We start from the raw sequence: 18001 nt of genomic DNA, 5'->3' as shown, positions 1-18001 counted from the left end.
CCGCCGGTGAAACTGGCGATCTCCCCCCATGTGGGGGAGATGTCCGGCAGGACAGAGGGGGGCGCGATGAAACGCGACCTCTACTTGCCACGCGCTCGCTCCTCGGACTGCGCCGCCAGTATCTTCCTCACCTCGGCGACCAGCTCGCTTTCCGCCACCGTCACCTGCGCCGGGCGTGCGGCGCGCCATTCGGCGTTGTCCGCAATCTCCGCCGACATGCGGGCGCCCTCGATCAGGTCCTTGATCTGCACCTCACCCTTGGCGCGCTCGTCGCCGCCCTGGATGATGGCGACGGGGCTGCCGCGACGGTCGGCATATTTGAGCTGCGCCTTCATGCCGGCGCCGCCAAGATACATTTCGGAGCGGATGCCGGCGGCACGCAGCTCGGCCACCATCTTCTGGTAGCGTCCGAGACTTTCTGTGTCCTTGTCCATGGTGAGCACGACGACCGGCGCGACGACGTCCGACGTGTCGAGCTTGCCGAGGTTTTTGAGCGCCGTCATCAGCCTGGAGACGCCGATGGAAAAGCCGGTCGCCGGCACCGGCTCGCCACGAAAGCGCGAGACGAGGCCGTCATAACGCCCGCCACCGCCAACCGAGCCGAAGCGCACGATTTTTCCCTCTTCGTTGGGGATCTCGGCCAGGAGCTCGGCTTCGTAGACCGGACCGGTATAATATTCGAGACCACGAACGACGGAACGATCCATAACTATTCGGTCTTCGCCATATCCAGCGGCCCTTACCAAGTCTTCAATGGTTGATAGTTCGGCAACGCCTTCGTTGAAGGACTGGCTGGCTCTCACTGCGGAGACCGGGTCTCCTAAATCACCTAGCTCGGGCTTCGCCGTAGCGTGAAGGATTGCCTCAGCTTGAACGTTGTCCAGCCCGGCGCCCTTGGTAAAATCACCACTCTCGTCCTTGCGTCCGGTGCCAAGCAGCAGACGAACCCCCTCGACGCCCAGCTTGTCCAGTTTGTCGATCGCCCGCAGCACCGTCAGCCGGCGGCCGACGTTCTCGTCGCCACCGAGGCCGATCGCCTCGAGCACGCCGTCGAGCACCTTGCGATTGTTGACCCGGATGACATAGTCGCCGCGCTTGATGCCGAGCGCCTCCATCACGTCGGCCATCATCATCGCCATTTCGGCGTCCGCCGCCACACCCGGCGTGCCGACCGTGTCGGCATCGAACTGCATGAACTGGCGGAAGCGGCCGGGGCCGGGCTTCTCGTTGCGGAACACCCAGCCGGAGCGGTAGCTACGATAGGGTTTCGGCAGACGCTCAAAGTTCTCGGCGACGAAGCGGGCCATCGGCGCGGTCAAATCGTAGCGCAGCGACAGCCACTGGTCATCGTCGTCCTGGAAGGAGAATACGCCCTCGTTCGGCCGATCCTGGTCGGGCAGGAATTTGCCCAGCGCATCGGTGTATTCGATCATCGGCTGGTCGACCGGCTCGAAGCCGTAAAGCTCATAGACCGAGCGGATCGTCGCCATCATCTTCTCAACGGCGCGGATATCGTCGGCGCCGCGGTCGACAAGCCCGCGCGGCAGCCGCGCTTTCATCTTTTCCGATTTGTCGGCCATCATATGGGTACTCGGTGTTTCCTAGCGTTCCGTGGATCGGCAAAATTACTGAATTTCCACAGCGCGGGTGTCCTAACCGATGCAGCCGGGAGCGGCAAGAGTTTGCACCTTTCCTGAAACACACCGGGCCAAAACGAAACAATTCCGCCATGAGCGCGGCATCGTGCCGACACAATCGCAGCCGATAAAGCGCGCCGAAACAAGGGGTTCGAGCCATGACCACGGCACGGCAATTCGACATCATCGACAGCGGCGCCCGCGAGCTGCCCCGGCTGAGGCCAGCCGATCATCATGCACTGAGGCCTGCAACCCAAATGGCGGGACCGTTCGAGGTTGCCGCGGACGAGCGTACAGGACCGACCATGCGCGATGCGCTGGTGACCGGCCTGCTGGTGATCTACCCAGCCCTTGCCACGGTGGCGGCCATCGTCGCCGGGCTTTTTCTGGCCGGCGCCAGCGGCGCTTGAGTTTTTGAGCGCCCTGCCTTCTCCCCTGTGTGGGAGAAGGCAAAAAGGAAGCTACTTCGGCCGCTTGAACGCCCTGCGCTCCGCCTCGACCTGCTCGCGGCAGACACAGCCCTCGAGATGGTCGTTGACCAGCCCCATCGCCTGCATGAAGGCGTAGACGGTGGTCGGGCCGACAAAGCTCCAGCCGCGTTTTTTCAGCTCTTTCGAAATCCGCACGGAAACCGCCGTGGTCGGGTTGGCGCGCAGATGGGCGAGATCGACGATTTCGGGCCGTTCGTCGGGGCCGGGTTCGAACTTCCAGAACCAGGCCGCCAGCGAACCGGCCTCGTCGGCCAATTCACGCGCACGCTTAGCGTTGTTGATGGTCGAGACAATCTTGCCGCGGTGGCGGATGATGCCGGCATTGTCGAGCAGGCGCTCGATATCCTCGTCGGTAAAGGCGGCGATCTTGTCGACATCGAAGCCGGCGAACGCCTCGCGAAAATTCTCGCGCTTACGCAATATGGTCAGCCAGGACAGGCCCGACTGAAAGCCTTCGAGGCAGATCTTTTCGAACAGCTTGCGGTCGTCGGTGACCGGCCGGCCCCATTCATGATCGTGGTAGTGCAAATAATCCGGCAGATTGCCGTGCCAGAAGCAGCGCGCGATACCATCGGGTCCGGCGAGCAGGCCTGTCTTCTCATCCATGGCGGAATTCCATTCGTTAATGCGCCTCAGCGCTGCCTTTACCGCGGCTTTACCAGATTCCTGAACCGGCCGGTAACCACACCGAAAGCTTTACTGACAATGGAGCATTTTACGCATTCCGATTCATGTTTCGGTTGCTGCTCCGCGCCCAATGTCCGCGAACCGGGGACGCTTTTGCGCCCGGCGTGTTCGACGATCAAGGTGCGTTCCGATGAAGACATTTTTGTTCCCGCTGCTCGGCGCCGCAGCCGTGCTGGCCACTACCGCTACATCCTCCAGCGCCAATGACCGTTATGCCGACAGGCCGCCGGTGATGGTTAGCCCCGACCTTTCAGCGCCCTGGGTGCTGCAGCTTGGCCGCGCGCCGGGCATCGTCCGCCAGAACCGGCAAGAGATGCAAAAGCCGCAGCGCCATTCTCAACGGCAGGCGCAACCGGCTCAGCTGCACACGGCGGCGATGCAGGCGCCGGCCAAGAAGCGCATTATCGCGCGCCCGCAAATCAACCCGATCTACCTGCCGCAGGAGGTCGTCTATGACGGTCCGGAGAAGCCGGGCACGATCGTCATCGATACGAGGGAGAATTTCCTCTATCTGGTCGAGAACAACAGCAAGGCGCGGCGCTATGGCGTCGGCACCGGCAAGCCGGGCTTCGAATGGGCCGGCAAGCACAGGATCTCGCAGAAGAGGGTCTGGCCCGAATGGCGGCCGCCGGCGGTGATGATTTCGCGTGAGGCCGCCAAAGGCCGTTATCTGCCGACCTATGTCGCCGGCGGCGTCGAGAATCCGCTCGGCGCGCGCGCGCTTTATCTCGGCTCGACGCTCTACCGCATCCACGGCACCAACCAGCCCTGGACGATCGGCGGCGCGGTGTCGTCGGGCTGCATTCGCATGCGCAACGAAGACGTCGTCGACCTCTACGAGCGGGTCGATGTTGGCACGACGGTTGTGGTGATGTAATCTGCAGTTGATTTTATTGCCGAGTGTGTCCAGAAGACTCTGGTAATTGGATACGGGGGACGGGCCGTGTGGGGATGCGGCCAGTCACGAAAGGGCAGCGCGGCAAAACCGCGCTGCCCTTTCTGTTTCTAGGAGGCGACAGGATCACGTCTGGCAGGGTCAGCTTTGACCGGTAGGTCGCGCCCGGGGTATGGCGGTTCGCATTCTCGCTGCCATTCTTCTCGTTATTTTGCTATGTCGGCTGCCACGTTCCCAGACAAAGGCCAATCTACATGCCCCTGTCCGATGACAGCCGCTATCTCAAAGGCGGCCCGGTCGCCCAACGCATCATCGCCTCGGTGCGCGAGGATGCAGCGATCGCCACCGCAGAAGGTTTTCCGCCCAAACTGATATCGATCACCGTCGGCGACACCGCTGCGGTCGACGTCTATGTGCGCAACCAGCGCGCCAAGGCGGCATTGGCCGGCATCGGTTTCGAGGAAAGACGGTTTGCCGCCGACATCACCGCCGGCGAACTCGAAGCAGCGATCCACGGTCTCAATGCCGATCCGCGCGTCACCGGTATCATCATCCAGCGGCCGGTGCCGGTGCATATCCCGATCAAGACGCTTCAGGCGGCGGTGCATCCGCTCAAGGACGTCGAGGGCATGCACCCGGCCTCGATCGGCAACATCGTCTACAACCAGCTCGACCTTGCACCGTGCACGGCGGCCGCTTCGGTCGAACTGCTCAAGGAGACCGGCCTCGATCTGAAGGGGCTCGAGGTCGTCATCGTCGGTCACTCCGAGATCGTCGGCAAGCCGATCGCTTTCCTGCTGATGAGCGAGGGCGCCACCGTGACGGTCTGCCATCACATGACGCGCTCGGTGGCTGCTCATGCGCGCCGCGCCGACGCGCTGTTCGTCGCGGTCGGCAAGCCGCGGCTGATCAAGGCCGACATGGTGAAGCCGGGTGCAGCCGTCATCGACATCGGCATCAATGCCGAGACAGGACCGGACGGGGAGAGCCGTATCGTCGGCGACGTCGACGCCGAGAGCGTCAAGGAGGTGGCGTCATGGATCACGCCGGTGCCAGGCGGCGTCGGCCCCATCACCGTGGCGATCCTTTTGCGCAACACAATGGTAGCGCTCAGCCGGCAACGCGCGCGCTACCAGGCGACCTACGGGACGGCGGAGAGGCTCGCGGCGGAGTAGCTGGTGGCGTCACGTGTATTGCGGCAGATGGCATGTGATACGGCTATCTTCATCCCAAAAGACGTAAAGCATCCCACCGCTGCCCCAGCAGAAGCCGGCGAGTGAATCGAACTGAAGAAGAAATTTCATTTTCCGGTCCGTTCCGGGAACGACTGGAAACTGAGGCCCCTGAATCCATGAGGGCAGCCCGCCAAGCCGAAACAGGTTTTGCCTTGAATTGCTTATCCCGTACGACTGCCTGAGCCATCGCTGCGGCGTCGGCGCCAGACGGGCGATGCTCTCGTTGGGTGCTCGTTCGGACGTGAAGTCGTCGGAGGAATGGAACGGCGCGATCGGTGTCGGCACCCCGGTGGCGTCATGGGAATAGTAGGTCGGCTCGAGAGACCCCTCGCAAGTTTCAAGGCGGAGCCGAGGAAATGCGCCTCTTTGCCCTCCAAGATCGTTCAAGGTGACCAGATGCACCAGCCTGTTGCCGCAAGCCGGACAGGTGGCCATCCCCTCGCCGCCAACTGCAAGTGACGGTCCTGCCTCCGGCAGGTGCCAGGTGGGATGGTTGCGATGCGTCGGAAAGACATGTCGCTCGGAGCGCCCTCCTCAAAGATGAAGTGATGGCACGCGGGCGGCGAATGAGGATCGTCATGCGTCAGCCAGTCTGCGAAATCGGGAATGTCGCCCAAGGTGCTGGCTGGCAACAATTCCGGCGCCTGCAAGGCGACGTGAGCAAGCAGATCCTCGACATCTATTCCCCGTTTCACTTCTCCTTGCAGGAAAAATGCCAGACGGGCCAAGTGCGTGTCGTCGAGAAACGAAATTACGTCGTCAATCAGATTGGTCCGGTGAACGTTGGCTTCGACTGCTGCCTTTATCAGCGCAAATAGGAATTCGGACCCGTCCTCGAGATGCAGAGCGATGATTGTCTCGCATTCGCTATAGCGGGCCTGGATCGTCGTACGCGACCCGTCCGATAGCAACCGTACGATGGTTTCAATCTCTTCGGACTCTGAATCGAGCACTTCTGCACTCTCATTAGTAGGTGGGCCGCAATCAACTCATTCTTGGTGGTTCGCCACCATAGGCCCAGTCGAGCAGTTTTATCGTGTGCACCACCGGCAATTTGGCGGCAGAGGCGATCTGGGTGATGCAGCCGATGTTGCCGGTGGCGACGATTTCCGCACCCGTCGCCTCGATATTCCTGACCTTGCGGTCACGCAGCTGAACCGAAATCTCGGATTGCAGGATGTTGTAGGTGCCGGCCGAGCCGCAGCACAAATGCCCCTCGCGAGGTTCGCGCACGATGAAGCCGGCTTTGGCCAGAAGCTCCTTCGGCTGGCGGGTGATTTTTTGGCCGTGCTGCATCGAGCAGGCGGAGTGATAGGCAACGATGGTGCCGGGCTTGCGCACCGGCTCGGGCAGGTCGAGACCCACCAGATATTCCGTGATGTCCTTGGCCAGCGCCGATACGCGCGCCGCCTTGTCGGCATAGGCCGGATCGAGGCGCAGCATGAAGCCGTAGTCCTTGATGGTGGTGCCACAGCCCGACGCGGTGATGACGATGGCATCCAGCCCTCCCTGATCGATGGCGCGCGTCCAGGCGTCGACATTGCGCCTGGCCGAGGCAAGCGCTGCCCCCTCGCGGCCCATGTGATGCACCAGCGCGCCGCAGCAGCCCTCACCCTCGGGAACCACGACCTCGACGCCCAACCGCGTCAGCAGCGCGATCGTCGTGTCGTTGATGCCGGGATCGAGCACGGATTGTGCGCAGCCGGTGAGAATGGCGACGCGGCCGTTTTTTGCTGCGCCCGGCCCGGCATGGATGCCCGGCGAAGCCATTGGCGAGGCCGCAGGAACCGACGCCGGGGCAAGCTTGAGCATCGCGCCCAGCGGCTTCAGCGCCGGGATCTTTTCGAACAGACCGGCGAATGGCTGCGCGAGCCTCGCCAGCTTGAGCGCAGCGCGAAAGCGCGAGGGATAAGGCAGGACAAAGGCCAGCATGGCGCGCATCAGCCGATCGAGCGGCGAGCGCCTGTAGGTCTCCTCGATATGGACGCGGGCGTGGTCGACCAGATGCATGTAATTGACGCCCGACGGGCAGGTTGTCATGCAGGCGAGGCAGGACAGGCAGCGGTCGATATGGGTGACGATCTGCTTGTCAGCGGGGCGACCGTTCTCCAGCATGTCCTTGATCAGGTAGATCCGCCCGCGCGGCGAATCCAACTCGTTGCCAAGCGTCACATAGGTCGGGCAGGTGGCCGTGCAGAAGCCGCAATGCACGCATTTGCGCAGGATCTTCTCCGATTCCGCGACATGCGGATCGGCAAGCTGGGCAAGCGAAAAATTGGTCTGCACGCAAAAATCCTATAATCCCAAGAACCAGCTTTCCGGGTCTTTGACCGGCTCGCCGCGCTGCAGCGCCTGCAGGCCGAGAATGCAGCGGGCAATGAACCAGACTGCGACGGCGAACATCAGCACGACGCCTATCGCCACCATCATCAGCACAACCGAGATCAGCGCATAAAGCAGACCGATCCAGAAGGTGCGGATCAGGAATGTATAGTGGCTCTCGACGAAGCCGCCTGCTTTGCCGCGGTTGATATAGGCCAGCACGATGCCGACAATACCGGTGACGCCGATGACGAGGCTGGCGAGATAGAGGATGTAGATGACCAGCGCGTTGGTCGAACCCGGCTCCAGCCAGCGGTCGGTCTGGCGCGGCGCGGGTTTACCTGAATCGGTAGGGCCTGGATTGACGTCGCTCATAATGCTGCTCCCTCGGTTGCCGTGCCAAGAGTAGCAGAGCTTGCAGCCGGCGCCATACGGCCGGGATTGAGGATATTCTTAGGATCGAATTCGGCTTTGAGCCGCGCCGACAACGCTGCCAGTTGCGGCGCCTGCGGCTCAAACACCGGCACAGCGGCGCGATGCGAAGGCGCCGCGCGCACCAGCGTCGCATGGCCGCCGCCATACTGTCTCACCAGGCCGCGCAGAAGATCGGCTTCGGGATCGCCATGCTCCATGCGCAGCCAGATCAGTCCGCCCTGCCAGTCATAGAAGCCATCGGCCGCCGCCTGCATGCGCAGCGCCAGCACCATCTGGTGACCTTGCGCCGGCGCCATCGACACGCGCCACACCGGCTTTTCCAGGCCGTCGGCAAACGGCGCGCAATCTCTGATGTCGCGCCAGACGGTATGCGAGATATCGCCCGAAATCTCCTCGAGCGGGCCGGCATTTCCGAGCAGGTCTTTCAGCGCGGCGATGCGGTAGGCGACCGACGGGCCGAACCCCTCGACGCGCAGCAATGTCGCCGCGGCATTGCCGAGGCTGCCGCCGGCGACCCGCGCGGCGACGCGTTCGGGAAGATGGGCCGCACTCGACACTTCGGCGCTGGAGCCGAGCGCCAGCGCCATGGCGGCGGCGGCATGATCGTCGAGCAGGCCGCGCAGAGCGAGCGTGACTTCGGTCTCGGCTGATGGCAGCACCTTGAAGGTGACGTCGGTGAGGACGGCAAGCGTGCCCCAGCTGTTGGCCATGAGTTTCGACAGGTCGTAGCCGGTGACGTTCTTGACGACGCGGCCGCCGGACTTGAAGGCCTCGCCGCGACCGGAAACCGCCGCTACGCCGAGAATATGGTCGCGCGCCGCCCCCGCCTTCAGCCGGCGCGGGCCGCAAAGGTTCGCAGCCAGCACGCCGCCGATCGTGCCTCGCCCTAACTCACCGCCGAGCAGCGGGCCATAATCCAGCGGCTCGAAGGCCAGCTGCTGGCCGTTTTCGGCAAGCAGGCTTTCGATGTCGGCGAGCGGCGTGCCGGCTTTGGCCGACAGCACCAGTTCGGCCGGCTCGTAGAGCGTCACCCCGGACAGTTTCGACAGGTCGAGCGTATGCTCGGTCTGCAGCGGACGGCCGATACCGCGCTTGGAACCATGGCCGAGGATTTCGAGCGGCGAGTCTTCGGCGGCGGCCCAGGCAACGGTGGAGAGGGTTTCGGCTGCGGTGGAGGGAGTGAAGGTGGTCATGGCTATCTCTGGTTCCTCGCTCCCGCAACGCGGGGGCCAGGAACCCCCATTCTGAGATCCATCATCAAAACCTCGGAATGTCCGGAAACGCTGTCTGCCCGCGATGCACGTGCATGCGTCCGAGCTCGGCGCAGCGGCGCAACTGGGGAAACACCTTGCCCGGGTTGAGCAGATGGTTGGGATCGAAAGCGCATTTGACCCGCATCTGCTGGTCGAGGTCGATCTGGTTGAACATTTCTGGCATCAGGTCGCGCTTCTCCACCCCCACCCCGTGCTCGCCGGTCAGCACGCCGCCGACTTTGACACAGAGCCGCAGGATGTCGGCGCCGAAACTTTCCGCCTTGTCGAGCTCGCCCGGCACATTGGCGTCATAAAGGATCAGCGGATGCAGGTTGCCGTCGCCGGCATGGAAGACATTGGCGACCCCGAGGCCGTATTTCTCCGACAGTTCGCGCATCCCGTGCAGCACGCGCGGCAGTTCCTTGCGCGGGATGGTGCCGTCCATGCAGTAGTAGTCGGGCGAGATGCGGCCGACCGCCGGAAAGGCAGCTTTGCGGCCGGCCCAGAAGCTCAGCCTCTCCTGCTCCGACTGCGAGATGCGGCATGTGGTCGAGCCGTTCCTATAGGCGATGGCTTCGACAAGGCCGATCAGGTGATCGACCTCGACGCCCGGCCCGTCGAGCTCGACGATCAGCAGCGCCTCGACATCCAAGGGATAGCCGGCATGGACGAAATCCTCAGCCGCGTGGATCGCCGGGCGGTCCATCATCTCCATGCCGCCCGGGATGATGCCGGCGCCGATGATGTCGGCGACGCATTGGCCACCCTGCTCGCTGGTCGGGAAGCCGATCAGCAGCGCGCGCGCCGTCTCCGGCTTCTTCAGGATGCGCACAGTGACCTCGGTGACGACGCCGAGAAGCCCTTCGGAACCGGTCATGACCCCGAGCAGGTCGTAGCCTTCCGCGTCGAGATGCTTGCCGCCGAGCCGCACCACCTCGCCGTTCATCAGCACCATCTCGATACCGAGCACATTGTTGGCGGTAAGACCGTACTTCAGGCAATGCACGCCGCCGGAATTCTCCGCGACATTGCCGCCGATCGAGCAGGCGATCTGGGAGGATGGATCGGGGGCGTAGTAAAAGCCCTCCTGCTCGACGGCGGTGGTGATGCCGAGATTGGTGACGCCCGGCTGGGCGACGACGATGCGGTTGGGAAAATCGATCTCGAGAATGTGGTTGAACCTGCTCATCACCAGCAGCACGGCATCTTCGAGCGGCAGCGCGCCGCCGGACAGCGAGGTGCCGGAGCCGCGCGGCACGACGCGGATGTTGCGGTCGTTGCAATATTTCAGCACGCGCGAGACCTGCGCCACCGTTTCGGGCAGCACCACGACCAGCGGCAATTGCCGATAGGCGGTGAGGCCGTCGCTCTCGAACGCACGCATCGAATTGGCAGCGTCGACGACGCCTTCGCCCGGCACGATGATGCGCATATCGGCAACGATCTCGTCGCGCCGGCGCATCGTGGCGTCGTCTGGCTTCGGCATCAGCAGGCCGGACATCGACAGTCTCCTTCGATCGACTGGTAAAAATCTTTTACCAGCGGCAGGCGCCTGTTGCAAATCCTGCTTTGGCCGAAATCGAGAGTCGACACCCGGCACGGCCTTCCGCAGCGGCAATCTGCCGCTGAGATTTCATCCTTCCCTTGTGGGTTGTTTGACCGGGACGGTGACCCGGTCCTACTCGCCCGCCTGCTTGGCGGGTTCGGAGTGCAAGCGGCGCACACGGCGCACGCCCCACCAGACCAGCAGGATGGCGAGCGGCACCGAGGCGGCGGTGACGAGCTCGGGCGCGAAGGCATGGCCGAAGATCGAGGCGCCCTTGGCGACGTAGCCGATGAGGCCGACGACGTAGTAGGAGACGGCGGCCACCGAGAGCCCTTCCACCGTCTGCTGCAGCCGCAGTTGCAGGCGGGCGCGGTTGTTCATCGACGCCAGCAGATCGCGGTTCTGCTTCTCGACTTCGACGTCGACCCAGGTGCGCAGCAGCGTGGTGGCGCGGGTGAGCTTCGTCGACAGATTGGCCTGACGCTCCTCGACCGAACGGCAGGTGCGCATGGCGGGGGCGACGCGACGCTGCAGGAACCCGCCCCAGGTGTCGTAGCCGGGCACCGCCTCCTCCTCCAGCGCCTCCAGCCGTTCGCGGACGATGCCGTCATAGGCGCGGCTGGCGCCGAAGCGATAGAGGCTGGAGGCTGCATCGGCCTCCAGCTCGGCGGCAAGCTCGGTCAGGTCGGCAAGCAGCGTCTGACTGTCGCGGGTTTCGGCGACTTTCATTTCCAGTGTGGTCTGCGCCAGCCTGTCTTCGATGCGGCGCGCGCGACCGGACTGCATCAGCGCCAGCGGCAGGCCAAGCATGGCCAGCGTGCGGTAGGTTTCGATATCGATCAGCCGCTGCGCCAGCGCGCCGGTGCGTGCCGGCGTCAGGCCGCGGTCGAGCACCAGCATGCGGGTCATGCCGTCACCGTCCTGGCGGAAATCGGTGACGATGGCGGCGTTGCCGCGCTCGACCAGCGAATAGCACAGGCTGGTTGGGTCGAAGCTGGCGATCAGCTCTTCGCTCGCCTGCGTCCATTTGCGGATTTCGAGCCTGATGCCGGAAATCACCGTTCCCGGCGGCGAAAAGCCGTTGCCGAAAGGCGACTCGTCGTGGCGCTGGCCGCTCTCGGAGAGCGGCCCTTCCCACAGATAGTGGAGAATTCCGTGTGCCGTTCCCAGCGCAGCGAGCCCTTGCCCCACTTCATCGCGTGGTGGCGGGCATGAGGGTCAGGCGCGGCGATGCCGAGCCGCCGCGACAATTCGGAAAGCACGGCCTGGTCGACGCCGGACCCAGCTTCGGTCATGAAGGAAAGCTGCACCAGCACGCGCGGTTTCTCGACCAGCGGATGCGGACGGGCGTGAACCTCGCCGAGCGCGCCAGGCCGTCCCTGATGCGCGGGAAAGCCCATGACGCTGCCCTCGACGCGCGGCTGAAATTTGAGATTGGACCGGTCATCTGCCACGGCTGGTCCCCCGGGCCTGGTGCAATCGCGTCCCTCTAGAGCCAATTGCCGGGGGACGCAAACGACAAGTTAGCCGAAATCGATATACCGCGACGACGTTGGACCCGGCCAAACCGACGAAGTGGATAAATAATTTGACCAGTTGGTGACACTGGCTTTATCCTGCGCGACACCGGTTCAACCCCAGGCCATCCCCGTTGAGCGATATTTTCTCCCGGATCGAGCATCCCCGCACCGCCGACGAGGTGGTGCAGCAGATCGAGAGTCTGATCCTCGAAGGCGTTCTGCGCACCGGCGACAGGCTGCCGGGCGAGCGCGAGCTGGCACGGCAGTTCGAGGTGTCGCGGCCGATCCTGCGCGATGCGCTGAAGGCGCTGGAGGGGCGCGGGCTTTTGACGACGCGGCCCGGCGGCGGCAGCCATGTCGCCGACGTCATCGGGCAGCTGTTCACCAAGCCGGTGACGGACCTGATCTCCATGCACCGCAAGGCGGCGACCGACTATCTGGAATACCGCCGCGAGATCGAAGCGGTGGCGGCCGAGTACGCGGCGCGGCGCGCAACATCGGACGATCTGGCGTTGCTCGACCGCATCATGGCGCGCATGGACGAGGCGCACCGGACCGGCAATTTCGACGACGAGGCGGAAATCGACGTCGAGTTCCACCACGCAATCTGCGAATGCGCGCACAACATCATCCTCCTGCACACGCTGCGCTCGTGCTACCGGCTGCTGTCGGAGGGCGTCTTCCAGAACCGGCTCTTGGTGTTCAACGTGCCCGGCGCGCGCGAAGCGCTGCTTTCGCAGCACCGGGCGATCTACGTGGCGGTCAAGGCCGGCGATCCGGCGGCCGCACGGCAGGCGGCGATGGACCACATCACCCATGTCGAACGCACCATGGCCGAGGCCGAGCGCAGCGGCGACTGGCAGCGTGTGTCGCGGCTGAGGCTGATTCAGCGCTCAGAGGCCGGCGACAGCGAGCCGGCAAGAAAACGCTCGTGAGAGACTGTTTGGAAACTCTACCGCGGCGGCCATCTGATGGCGTTTTCTGCGCTTACCTACAGCGCCGCGCGTCCTTTGGACGCGCAAAGGACGCTGTAGCACTTTTGATTTTGCGCATGATCCTTTCCGAAAATCTTTCCAATTGGGGTCATGCGCGGGCTCACGGAGCCCAAATGTCCGCTCCGCTCCGGTTCTCGAAACCCCCACCATATGACTCGCCGGAGCGACTTTCCAAACAGCCTCTGAGCGCCGGCCAAGAAAATCAACGACGAATTAGCGAACAACCAGCGGAAAACCCATGAGCATGATCCTCACCATCGCCGATCTCAAGGACCTGGCGCGCCGCCGCGTGCCGAAGATGTTCTTCGACTATGCCGATTCAGGTGGATGGACCGAAAGCACCTACCGCGCCAACGAGGAGGATTTCCAAAAGATCAAGTTCCGCCAGCGCGTGCTGGTCGACATGAGCAACCGCTCGCTGGAATCGACCATGATCGGCGAGAAGGTGGCGATGCCGGTGGCGCTGGCGCCGACCGGTATGACCGGCATGCAGCACCCCGACGGCGAGATGCTGGCGGCGCAGGCGGCGGAGGAATTCGGCGTGCCGTTCACGCTTTCGACGATGAGCATCTGCTCGATCGAGGATGTCGCATCAGTGACCAAGAAGCCGTTCTGGTTCCAGCTCTATGTGCTTCGCGATAAGGATTTCGTCCTCAATCTCATCGACAGGGCGAAGGCGGCGAAATGCTCGGCGCTGGTGCTGACGCTCGATCTGCAGATCCTCGGCCAGCGCCATAAGGATATCCGCAACGGGCTGTCGGCGCCGCCGCGCTTCACGCCGAAACACATCTGGCAAATGGCGACCAGGCCGGGCTGGTGCATCGGCATGGCCGGTACCCAGCGCCGGACTTTCCGCAACATCATCGGCCACGCCAAGGGCGTCGGCGACCTCACCTCGCTGTCCTCATGGACGACGGAGCAATTCGATCCGCATCTGTCGTGGAAGGACGTTGCCTGGATCAAGGAACGCTGGGGCGGCAAGCTGATCCTGAAAGGCATCCTCGACAAGGAAGACGCGCTGATGGCGGCCAAGACCGGCGCCGACGCGATCATCGTCTCCAATCATGGCGGGCGCCAGCTCGACGGTGCGCCGTCGTCGATCGAGGTGCTGGAAGAGATCGCCGACGCTGTCGGTGACACGATCGAGGTGCATATGGATGGCGGCATCCGCTCGGGCCAGGACGTGCTAAAGGCGCTGTGTCTTGGCGCCAAGGGCACCTATATCGGCCGGCCTTTCCTTTACGGCCTTGGCGCGCTCGGCAAGGATGGGGTCACCAAAGCCTTGGAAATCATCCGCAAGGAGATGGACATTACGCTGGCACTGTGCGGAAAGCGTCTGGTAACCGACATGGGCAAAGATCAGCTTCGGCGTTAGACTCCCGTGACGGCATGATCACGGAGATGGACGCATTGATTGCCCCCGGCATCCACTTTCTCGACGCGCGCGGACCGGAAGGCATGCGCATCTATGCGGTCGGCGACGTGCATGGCCGGCTCGACCTGCTCGTCGCCATGTACCGCCGGATTGCGGCCGAGATCCGCCAGGCGCGGCCGGCCGACTGGCGTGTCATCCATCTCGGCGACTATGTGGACCGCGGCCCGGACTCCAAGGGCGTCATCGATTTCCTGATCGAAGTGCGAAAACGCGACCCGCGCCACCTGATGCTCGCCGGCAACCACGACATCGGCTTCCTCGACTTCCTCGATGCACCCGATGCGGACGGGCTTTTCATGCGCTATGGCGGCATCCAGACCGCGCAGTCCTATGGCGTGGTGCTCAATGAAGGCGGCGGTGCGTGGTTTGGCAGGTCCGAGGCGGCACTGCGGCAAGGCCATGCGGCGCTGGTCGAGGCCGTGCCGAAAAGCCATGTCGACTTCCTGCAGTCGCTAGCGTTTTCACTGACCTTTGGCGACTTCTTCTTTTGCCATGCCGGCATCCGGCCAGGCATTGCGCTGGAAAGTCAGAGCACGCAGGATCTGATCTGGATCCGCGATGTCTTCCACAATCATTCCGGCCTGCATCCGAAGATCGTGGTGCATGGCCACACGCCGGTTCCGGAGGCGGAGGTGATGGTCAACCGCGTCAATATCGACACGCTTGCCTACCAGACGGGAAACCTCAGCGCGCTCGTCGTCGACGGCGCGGACAAGCGTATCCTGGTGGTGTCAGGTGAGAGGGCCTAAAGCGCGTGGCGCTTCAAGTCTGTGTTTTAGCGAAGCGCGGCGGTGACGCCGTAGCCATCGACGGCGTTGTGGTTGTTGGCTGCGTCGCCGGCATAAGTGCCGAAGCCGCACAACACTATGGCCGACAACATGACAAAGGACAGAAGCGCTGCTTTCACGGACGTCATCTCTTGTTGAGCTCTCTTCATCTGTGCACGAGGCGGGTTACCAATAGGTTGAAACGGAAATAGGTCTCAAAATTCGACGATTTCGCGCTTCTAGGCAGTTTCTGTATCGGCGATGTGTCGCGCGAGTGAGACAAAGGGTTCATCGCGTTGCACGGAAGATGCAGAGCGCGTGCCTTCTAGGGTGGCGGGCGGCCACAAGCCAAGGACGAAACAAGCTGTCCACAGCGGATTTTTGCCAACGTGCCAAATATGCAACGTCGGGACCGACAGCCGTCAGATCGTCGCCACCCAGGCGCGGGCAATGGCCAGCCCGGCGGCATCGGCATCCGGTCCGTGATGGGCCATTTCGTCGTCGAGCCGAGTGCTCCAGTCCGGGTGCCGTTCGGCAATGAGGGATGCGAAGGATGAGCTCCAGTCGCGGACCATCGGCCGGTCCGCCTCGAAATGGAACTGAAAGCCATAGACGGCGCGGCCCATGCGAAACGCCTGGTTCTCGGCTACTTCGTTGCCGGCGAGCCGCACGGCACCTTCAGGCAAGGCAAAAGTGTCGTCGTGCCATTCGAAGATGGGGAAATTTCCAGGCAGCGCGGCGAGCACCGGATCGGCCTTCGCCGCCGGAGTGAGCGAGACCTTGTGCCAGCCGAATTCCGAGGCGCCGCCGATCCGGTTCTCGCCGCCGAAGGCGCGCGCGACCAGTTGGCTGCCAAGGCAGATACCGAGCACGGCGCGATCCTTGTTCGCAAAATCGCGCGTCAGGTCGAGCAGTTCAGGGAAATACGGGCAAATCTCGTCGTCCAGCGCATTCTGGGCGCCGCCGAGCACGACCATGGCGTCGTGCGCATCGCTGTCCTGCGGCAGCATCTCGCCACAATAGGGCCGGCGCAGGTCGATATCGGCGCCCGCCTCGACTAGCGCTGCGCCGATCTGGCCAAGGCCCTCACTGTCGAAATTCTGGACCACCAGCACCCGCATTGAAAAACCTGCTGATATGAAAATGATGCGTCGAGCGATATCATGCCGCCGTCATTTCGGCCAAGATGCGTATTCGGGGAGAAAGCTATGCCACTGCAGAACCGCGTAGACCCGTTCGGCGTTCTCCGCGCCGTGCCGGAGCGTGGCCGGTTGATGGGCAATCGCGGTATCATCCATGACCCCGAAACGAAGACGCTGCTGAAAAAGCGCTGGGCACTGCAGGCCTGGATCATCTGCGTCTGTGAATTCCGCGATGTACGGCGCGAGCCGATGGGCCGAAACAGGAACGGTGGCAAGACCGGCTGGACCGAGCTGTTTTTCCTGGACGAGGTCACAGCGCTCTCGGCCGGGCATCGGCCTTGCTTCTTCTGCCGGCGCGAGCGGGCGGGCGACTTCGTCCAGCGCTTCGGCGTGGCCTACGGCATTGCGGAGCCGCGCGCACCGCAGGTTGATAAGCGGCTGCATAAGGAGCGGCTGGCGGCAGGTGGGCGGGCACCGGTCGTATCCGCCGAAGAGCTTGCCGGGTTGCCGGACGGCGCCATGATTGCGGAAGGGGGCAACGCCTATGCGATGCGCGGCCGCAAGGCGCTTCGCTGGTCCTTCGCAGGCTATGGCGATCCGGTGGGGTTCGGTGGTTTTGCCGTCCGTCCAATCCGCCTGCTCACGCCGGCAACCACCGTTTCCGTGCTGCGGCAAGGCTACGAACCGGTCTGGCATCCCTCGGCTGAGACTTGACGCCAAGGTTTGGCTCGCCCATTCCTCGGCGATGCGCGCCAATTACAAGATGCAGCGGCTTTTCGTGCCGAACGACCTCGGACCGGAAGCCGAGTTCGAGGCGAGCCCGCAGCAGGGTCATTACCTGATGCATGTGCTGCGGCTCGGCGAAGGCGCCGAAATCCTGTTGTTCAACGGCCGAGACGGCGAATGGTCGGCGGCAATCGCCGCGAAATCCAAAAAAGCGGTGCGGCTGAAGGTGCTGGCCTTGCAGCGGCCGCAGCCGCCGCTGCCCAATCTCATCTACTGCTTTGCGCCATTGAAGCAGGGTCGGCTCGATTATCTGGTGCAGAAGGCGGTCGAGATGGGCGCCGGCGTCCTGCAGCCGGTCATCACCCAGCACACGCAAGTGGCGAAGCCCGGCATCGAACGCCTGCGCGCCAATGTCGTCGAGGCCGCCGAACAATGCGGCATCCTGGCGGTTCCGGAGGTGCGGGAAGCGGAAAAGTTCGAGCGCCTGCTGGCCGGCTGGGACAAGGAGCGGCGGTTGATCTTCTGCGACGAGGATGCCTCGACCAACAATCCCCTGCCCGCGCTGCAAGCGGTGCGGGAGAAGAAGTTCGGGCTGCTGGTCGGGCCCGAGGGCGGGTTTTCCGACGAGGAACGAAGGATGCTGAGGGTGCTGCCTTTCGTAACCGCCATTCCGCTCGGTCCGCGCATCCTGCGCGCCGACACGGCTGCGGTGGCGGCACTGGCGGTGATACAGGCGACGGTCGGGGATTGGTGAAGATTCTCCCCTTCTCCCCCAGCGGGGCCCTTGCGGGAGAAGAAAGAAGCAGCGTCAATCAATTCCAGTTACCCTGTGGCTCAGGATTTTTCGCTTGATCGCCTACTGACATTTCGTCCATCTAGCGCCGGCGGTCGTCCGACCGCCTGCAGAGGACTTGT

The 18001-nt window shown here is 63.5% G+C and carries 18 protein-coding genes and 1 pseudogene; 8 read left to right on the top strand and 11 right to left on the bottom strand.

The features are described 5' to 3' along the window. Positions 1-80: 80 nt before the first annotated feature. Positions 81-1580 (bottom strand): histidine--tRNA ligase, encoded by a 1500-nt coding sequence (gene hisS, locus A9K68_RS12365; protein WP_065010940.1) that lies wholly within the window; start codon positions 1578-1580, stop codon positions 81-83. Positions 1581-1795: 215 nt separating this feature from the next. On the opposite strand from hisS, the gene A9K68_RS12360 reads away from it, so the two are divergent. Beyond that, on the top strand, positions 1796-2047 hold the full coding sequence (locus A9K68_RS12360) for a hypothetical protein (RefSeq protein ID WP_065010803.1): 252 nt from the start codon (positions 1796-1798) through the stop codon (positions 2045-2047). A 51-nt stretch (positions 2048-2098) separates the two neighbouring features. Here the strand turns inward: A9K68_RS12360 and A9K68_RS12355 are convergent, their stop codons facing one another. Then, positions 2099-2734: a DNA-3-methyladenine glycosylase I gene (locus tag A9K68_RS12355; protein WP_065010802.1), complete on the bottom strand. Its 636-nt coding sequence runs from the start codon at positions 2732-2734 to the stop codon at positions 2099-2101. 211 nt (positions 2735-2945) lie between these two features. On the opposite strand from A9K68_RS12355, the gene A9K68_RS12350 reads away from it, so the two are divergent. Both A9K68_RS12350 and A9K68_RS12345 read left to right on the top strand, forming a co-directional pair. Beyond that, entirely contained in the window at positions 2946-3692 is a 747-nt protein-coding gene (locus A9K68_RS12350) for a L,D-transpeptidase (RefSeq protein ID WP_065010801.1), read from the top strand. 272 nt (positions 3693-3964) lie between these two features. Continuing rightward, positions 3965-4885 carry a bifunctional 5,10-methylenetetrahydrofolate dehydrogenase/5,10-methenyltetrahydrofolate cyclohydrolase gene (locus tag A9K68_RS12345; protein ID WP_065010800.1) on the top strand — a complete coding sequence of 307 codons (921 nt, stop codon included), beginning with the start codon at positions 3965-3967 and terminating at the stop codon, positions 4883-4885. A gap of 9 nt (positions 4886-4894) precedes the next feature. Here A9K68_RS12345 and A9K68_RS12340 read toward each other — a convergent pair whose 3' ends face one another. The 7 genes and pseudogenes from A9K68_RS12340 to A9K68_RS12310 all read right to left on the bottom strand — a co-directional run bounded on the left by A9K68_RS12340 (position 4895) and on the right by A9K68_RS12310 (position 11901). Continuing rightward, positions 4895-5347, bottom strand: a complete 453-nt coding sequence (locus tag A9K68_RS12340; protein ID WP_156768490.1) for a DUF1963 domain-containing protein — start codon at positions 5345-5347, stop codon at positions 4895-4897. Next, positions 5329-5898, bottom strand: a complete 570-nt coding sequence (locus A9K68_RS12335; protein WP_065010799.1) for a hypothetical protein — start codon at positions 5896-5898, stop codon at positions 5329-5331. Before A9K68_RS12335 ends, A9K68_RS12340 begins: the two co-directional genes overlap by 19 nt. Before the next feature lie 31 nt (positions 5899-5929). Then, the gene (gene glcF, locus A9K68_RS12330; RefSeq protein WP_065010798.1) at positions 5930-7231 is read right to left on the bottom strand and encodes a glycolate oxidase subunit GlcF; all 1302 of its coding nucleotides are present in this window, start codon (positions 7229-7231) and stop codon (positions 5930-5932) included. Between the two features lie 9 nt (positions 7232-7240). Next, a complete protein-coding gene (locus A9K68_RS12325) occupies positions 7241-7642 on the bottom strand; it encodes a DUF4870 domain-containing protein (protein ID WP_065010797.1) in 402 nt (133 codons plus the stop codon). After that, a complete protein-coding gene (locus A9K68_RS12320; RefSeq protein ID WP_065010796.1) occupies positions 7639-8895 on the bottom strand; it encodes an FAD-binding protein in 1257 nt (418 codons plus the stop codon). Before A9K68_RS12320 ends, A9K68_RS12325 begins: the two co-directional genes overlap by 4 nt. Before the next feature lie 64 nt (positions 8896-8959). Continuing rightward, positions 8960-10456 (bottom strand): FAD-linked oxidase C-terminal domain-containing protein, encoded by a 1497-nt coding sequence (locus A9K68_RS12315; RefSeq protein ID WP_065010795.1) that lies wholly within the window; start codon positions 10454-10456, stop codon positions 8960-8962. A 177-nt stretch (positions 10457-10633) separates the two neighbouring features. Then, positions 10634-11901, bottom strand: a pseudogene (locus tag A9K68_RS12310) (DUF3422 family protein). 251 nt (positions 11902-12152) lie between these two features. Between A9K68_RS12310 and A9K68_RS12305 the strand changes: the two are divergent. The 3 genes from A9K68_RS12305 (at position 12153) to A9K68_RS12295 (ending at position 15200) form a co-directional block, all read left to right on the top strand. Further along, positions 12153-12956: an FCD domain-containing protein gene (locus A9K68_RS12305; RefSeq protein ID WP_065010794.1), complete on the top strand. Its 804-nt coding sequence runs from the start codon at positions 12153-12155 to the stop codon at positions 12954-12956. A gap of 298 nt (positions 12957-13254) precedes the next feature. Continuing rightward, a complete protein-coding gene (locus A9K68_RS12300; RefSeq protein ID WP_065010793.1) occupies positions 13255-14391 on the top strand; it encodes an alpha-hydroxy acid oxidase in 1137 nt (378 codons plus the stop codon). A gap of 35 nt (positions 14392-14426) precedes the next feature. Then, a complete protein-coding gene (locus tag A9K68_RS12295; RefSeq protein ID WP_095519373.1) occupies positions 14427-15200 on the top strand; it encodes a metallophosphoesterase in 774 nt (257 codons plus the stop codon). Positions 15201-15226: 26 nt separating this feature from the next. Here A9K68_RS12295 and A9K68_RS32255 read toward each other — a convergent pair whose 3' ends face one another. Together A9K68_RS32255 and A9K68_RS12290 are read right to left on the bottom strand one after the other, a co-directional pair. Beyond that, on the bottom strand, positions 15227-15358 hold the full coding sequence (locus A9K68_RS32255) for a hypothetical protein (RefSeq protein WP_258124092.1): 132 nt from the start codon (positions 15356-15358) through the stop codon (positions 15227-15229). 282 nt (positions 15359-15640) lie between these two features. Then, positions 15641-16339 carry a type 1 glutamine amidotransferase gene (locus A9K68_RS12290; protein WP_065010792.1) on the bottom strand — a complete coding sequence of 233 codons (699 nt, stop codon included), beginning with the start codon at positions 16337-16339 and terminating at the stop codon, positions 15641-15643. Positions 16340-16426: 87 nt separating this feature from the next. Between A9K68_RS12290 and A9K68_RS12285 the strand changes: the two genes are divergently transcribed. Beyond that, a complete protein-coding gene (locus A9K68_RS12285; protein ID WP_065010791.1) occupies positions 16427-17074 on the top strand; it encodes a hypothetical protein in 648 nt (215 codons plus the stop codon). A gap of 31 nt (positions 17075-17105) precedes the next feature. Beyond that, positions 17106-17840, top strand: coding sequence for a 16S rRNA (uracil(1498)-N(3))-methyltransferase (locus tag A9K68_RS12280; RefSeq protein WP_065010790.1), 735 nt, complete (start codon positions 17106-17108; stop codon positions 17838-17840). Positions 17841-18001 lie beyond the last annotated feature (161 nt).

Origin of the sequence: Mesorhizobium sp. AA22, from assembly GCF_001672375.2 — a bacterium.
Taxonomy (GTDB): domain Bacteria; phylum Pseudomonadota; class Alphaproteobacteria; order Rhizobiales; family Rhizobiaceae; genus Mesorhizobium; species Mesorhizobium wenxiniae.
The sequence above is the reverse complement of the archived record's forward strand: the minus strand, read 5'-3'. Positions and strand labels throughout refer to the sequence as shown.

What these genes read in the sequence shown, in the direction of transcription:
- hisS (WP_065010940.1), bottom strand. Translation starts at nt 1,580, where the DNA reads ATGGCCGACAAATCGGAAAAGATGAAAGCGCGGCTGCCGCGCGGGCTT.
- A9K68_RS12360 (WP_065010803.1), top strand. Translation starts at nt 1,796, where the DNA reads ATGACCACGGCACGGCAATTCGACATCATCGACAGCGGCGCCCGCGAG.
- A9K68_RS12355 (WP_065010802.1), bottom strand. Translation starts at nt 2,734, where the DNA reads ATGGATGAGAAGACAGGCCTGCTCGCCGGACCCGATGGTATCGCGCGC.
- A9K68_RS12350 (WP_065010801.1), top strand. Translation starts at nt 2,946, where the DNA reads ATGAAGACATTTTTGTTCCCGCTGCTCGGCGCCGCAGCCGTGCTGGCC.
- A9K68_RS12345 (WP_065010800.1), top strand. Translation starts at nt 3,965, where the DNA reads ATGCCCCTGTCCGATGACAGCCGCTATCTCAAAGGCGGCCCGGTCGCC.
- A9K68_RS12325 (WP_065010797.1), bottom strand. Translation starts at nt 7,642, where the DNA reads ATGAGCGACGTCAATCCAGGCCCTACCGATTCAGGTAAACCCGCGCCG.
- A9K68_RS12320 (WP_065010796.1), bottom strand. Translation starts at nt 8,895, where the DNA reads ATGACCACCTTCACTCCCTCCACCGCAGCCGAAACCCTCTCCACCGTT.
- A9K68_RS12315 (WP_065010795.1), bottom strand. Translation starts at nt 10,456, where the DNA reads ATGTCCGGCCTGCTGATGCCGAAGCCAGACGACGCCACGATGCGCCGG.
- A9K68_RS12300 (WP_065010793.1), top strand. Translation starts at nt 13,255, where the DNA reads ATGAGCATGATCCTCACCATCGCCGATCTCAAGGACCTGGCGCGCCGC.
- A9K68_RS12290 (WP_065010792.1), bottom strand. Translation starts at nt 16,339, where the DNA reads ATGCGGGTGCTGGTGGTCCAGAATTTCGACAGTGAGGGCCTTGGCCAG.
- A9K68_RS12285 (WP_065010791.1), top strand. Translation starts at nt 16,427, where the DNA reads ATGCCACTGCAGAACCGCGTAGACCCGTTCGGCGTTCTCCGCGCCGTG.
- A9K68_RS12280 (WP_065010790.1), top strand. Translation starts at nt 17,106, where the DNA reads ATGCGCGCCAATTACAAGATGCAGCGGCTTTTCGTGCCGAACGACCTC.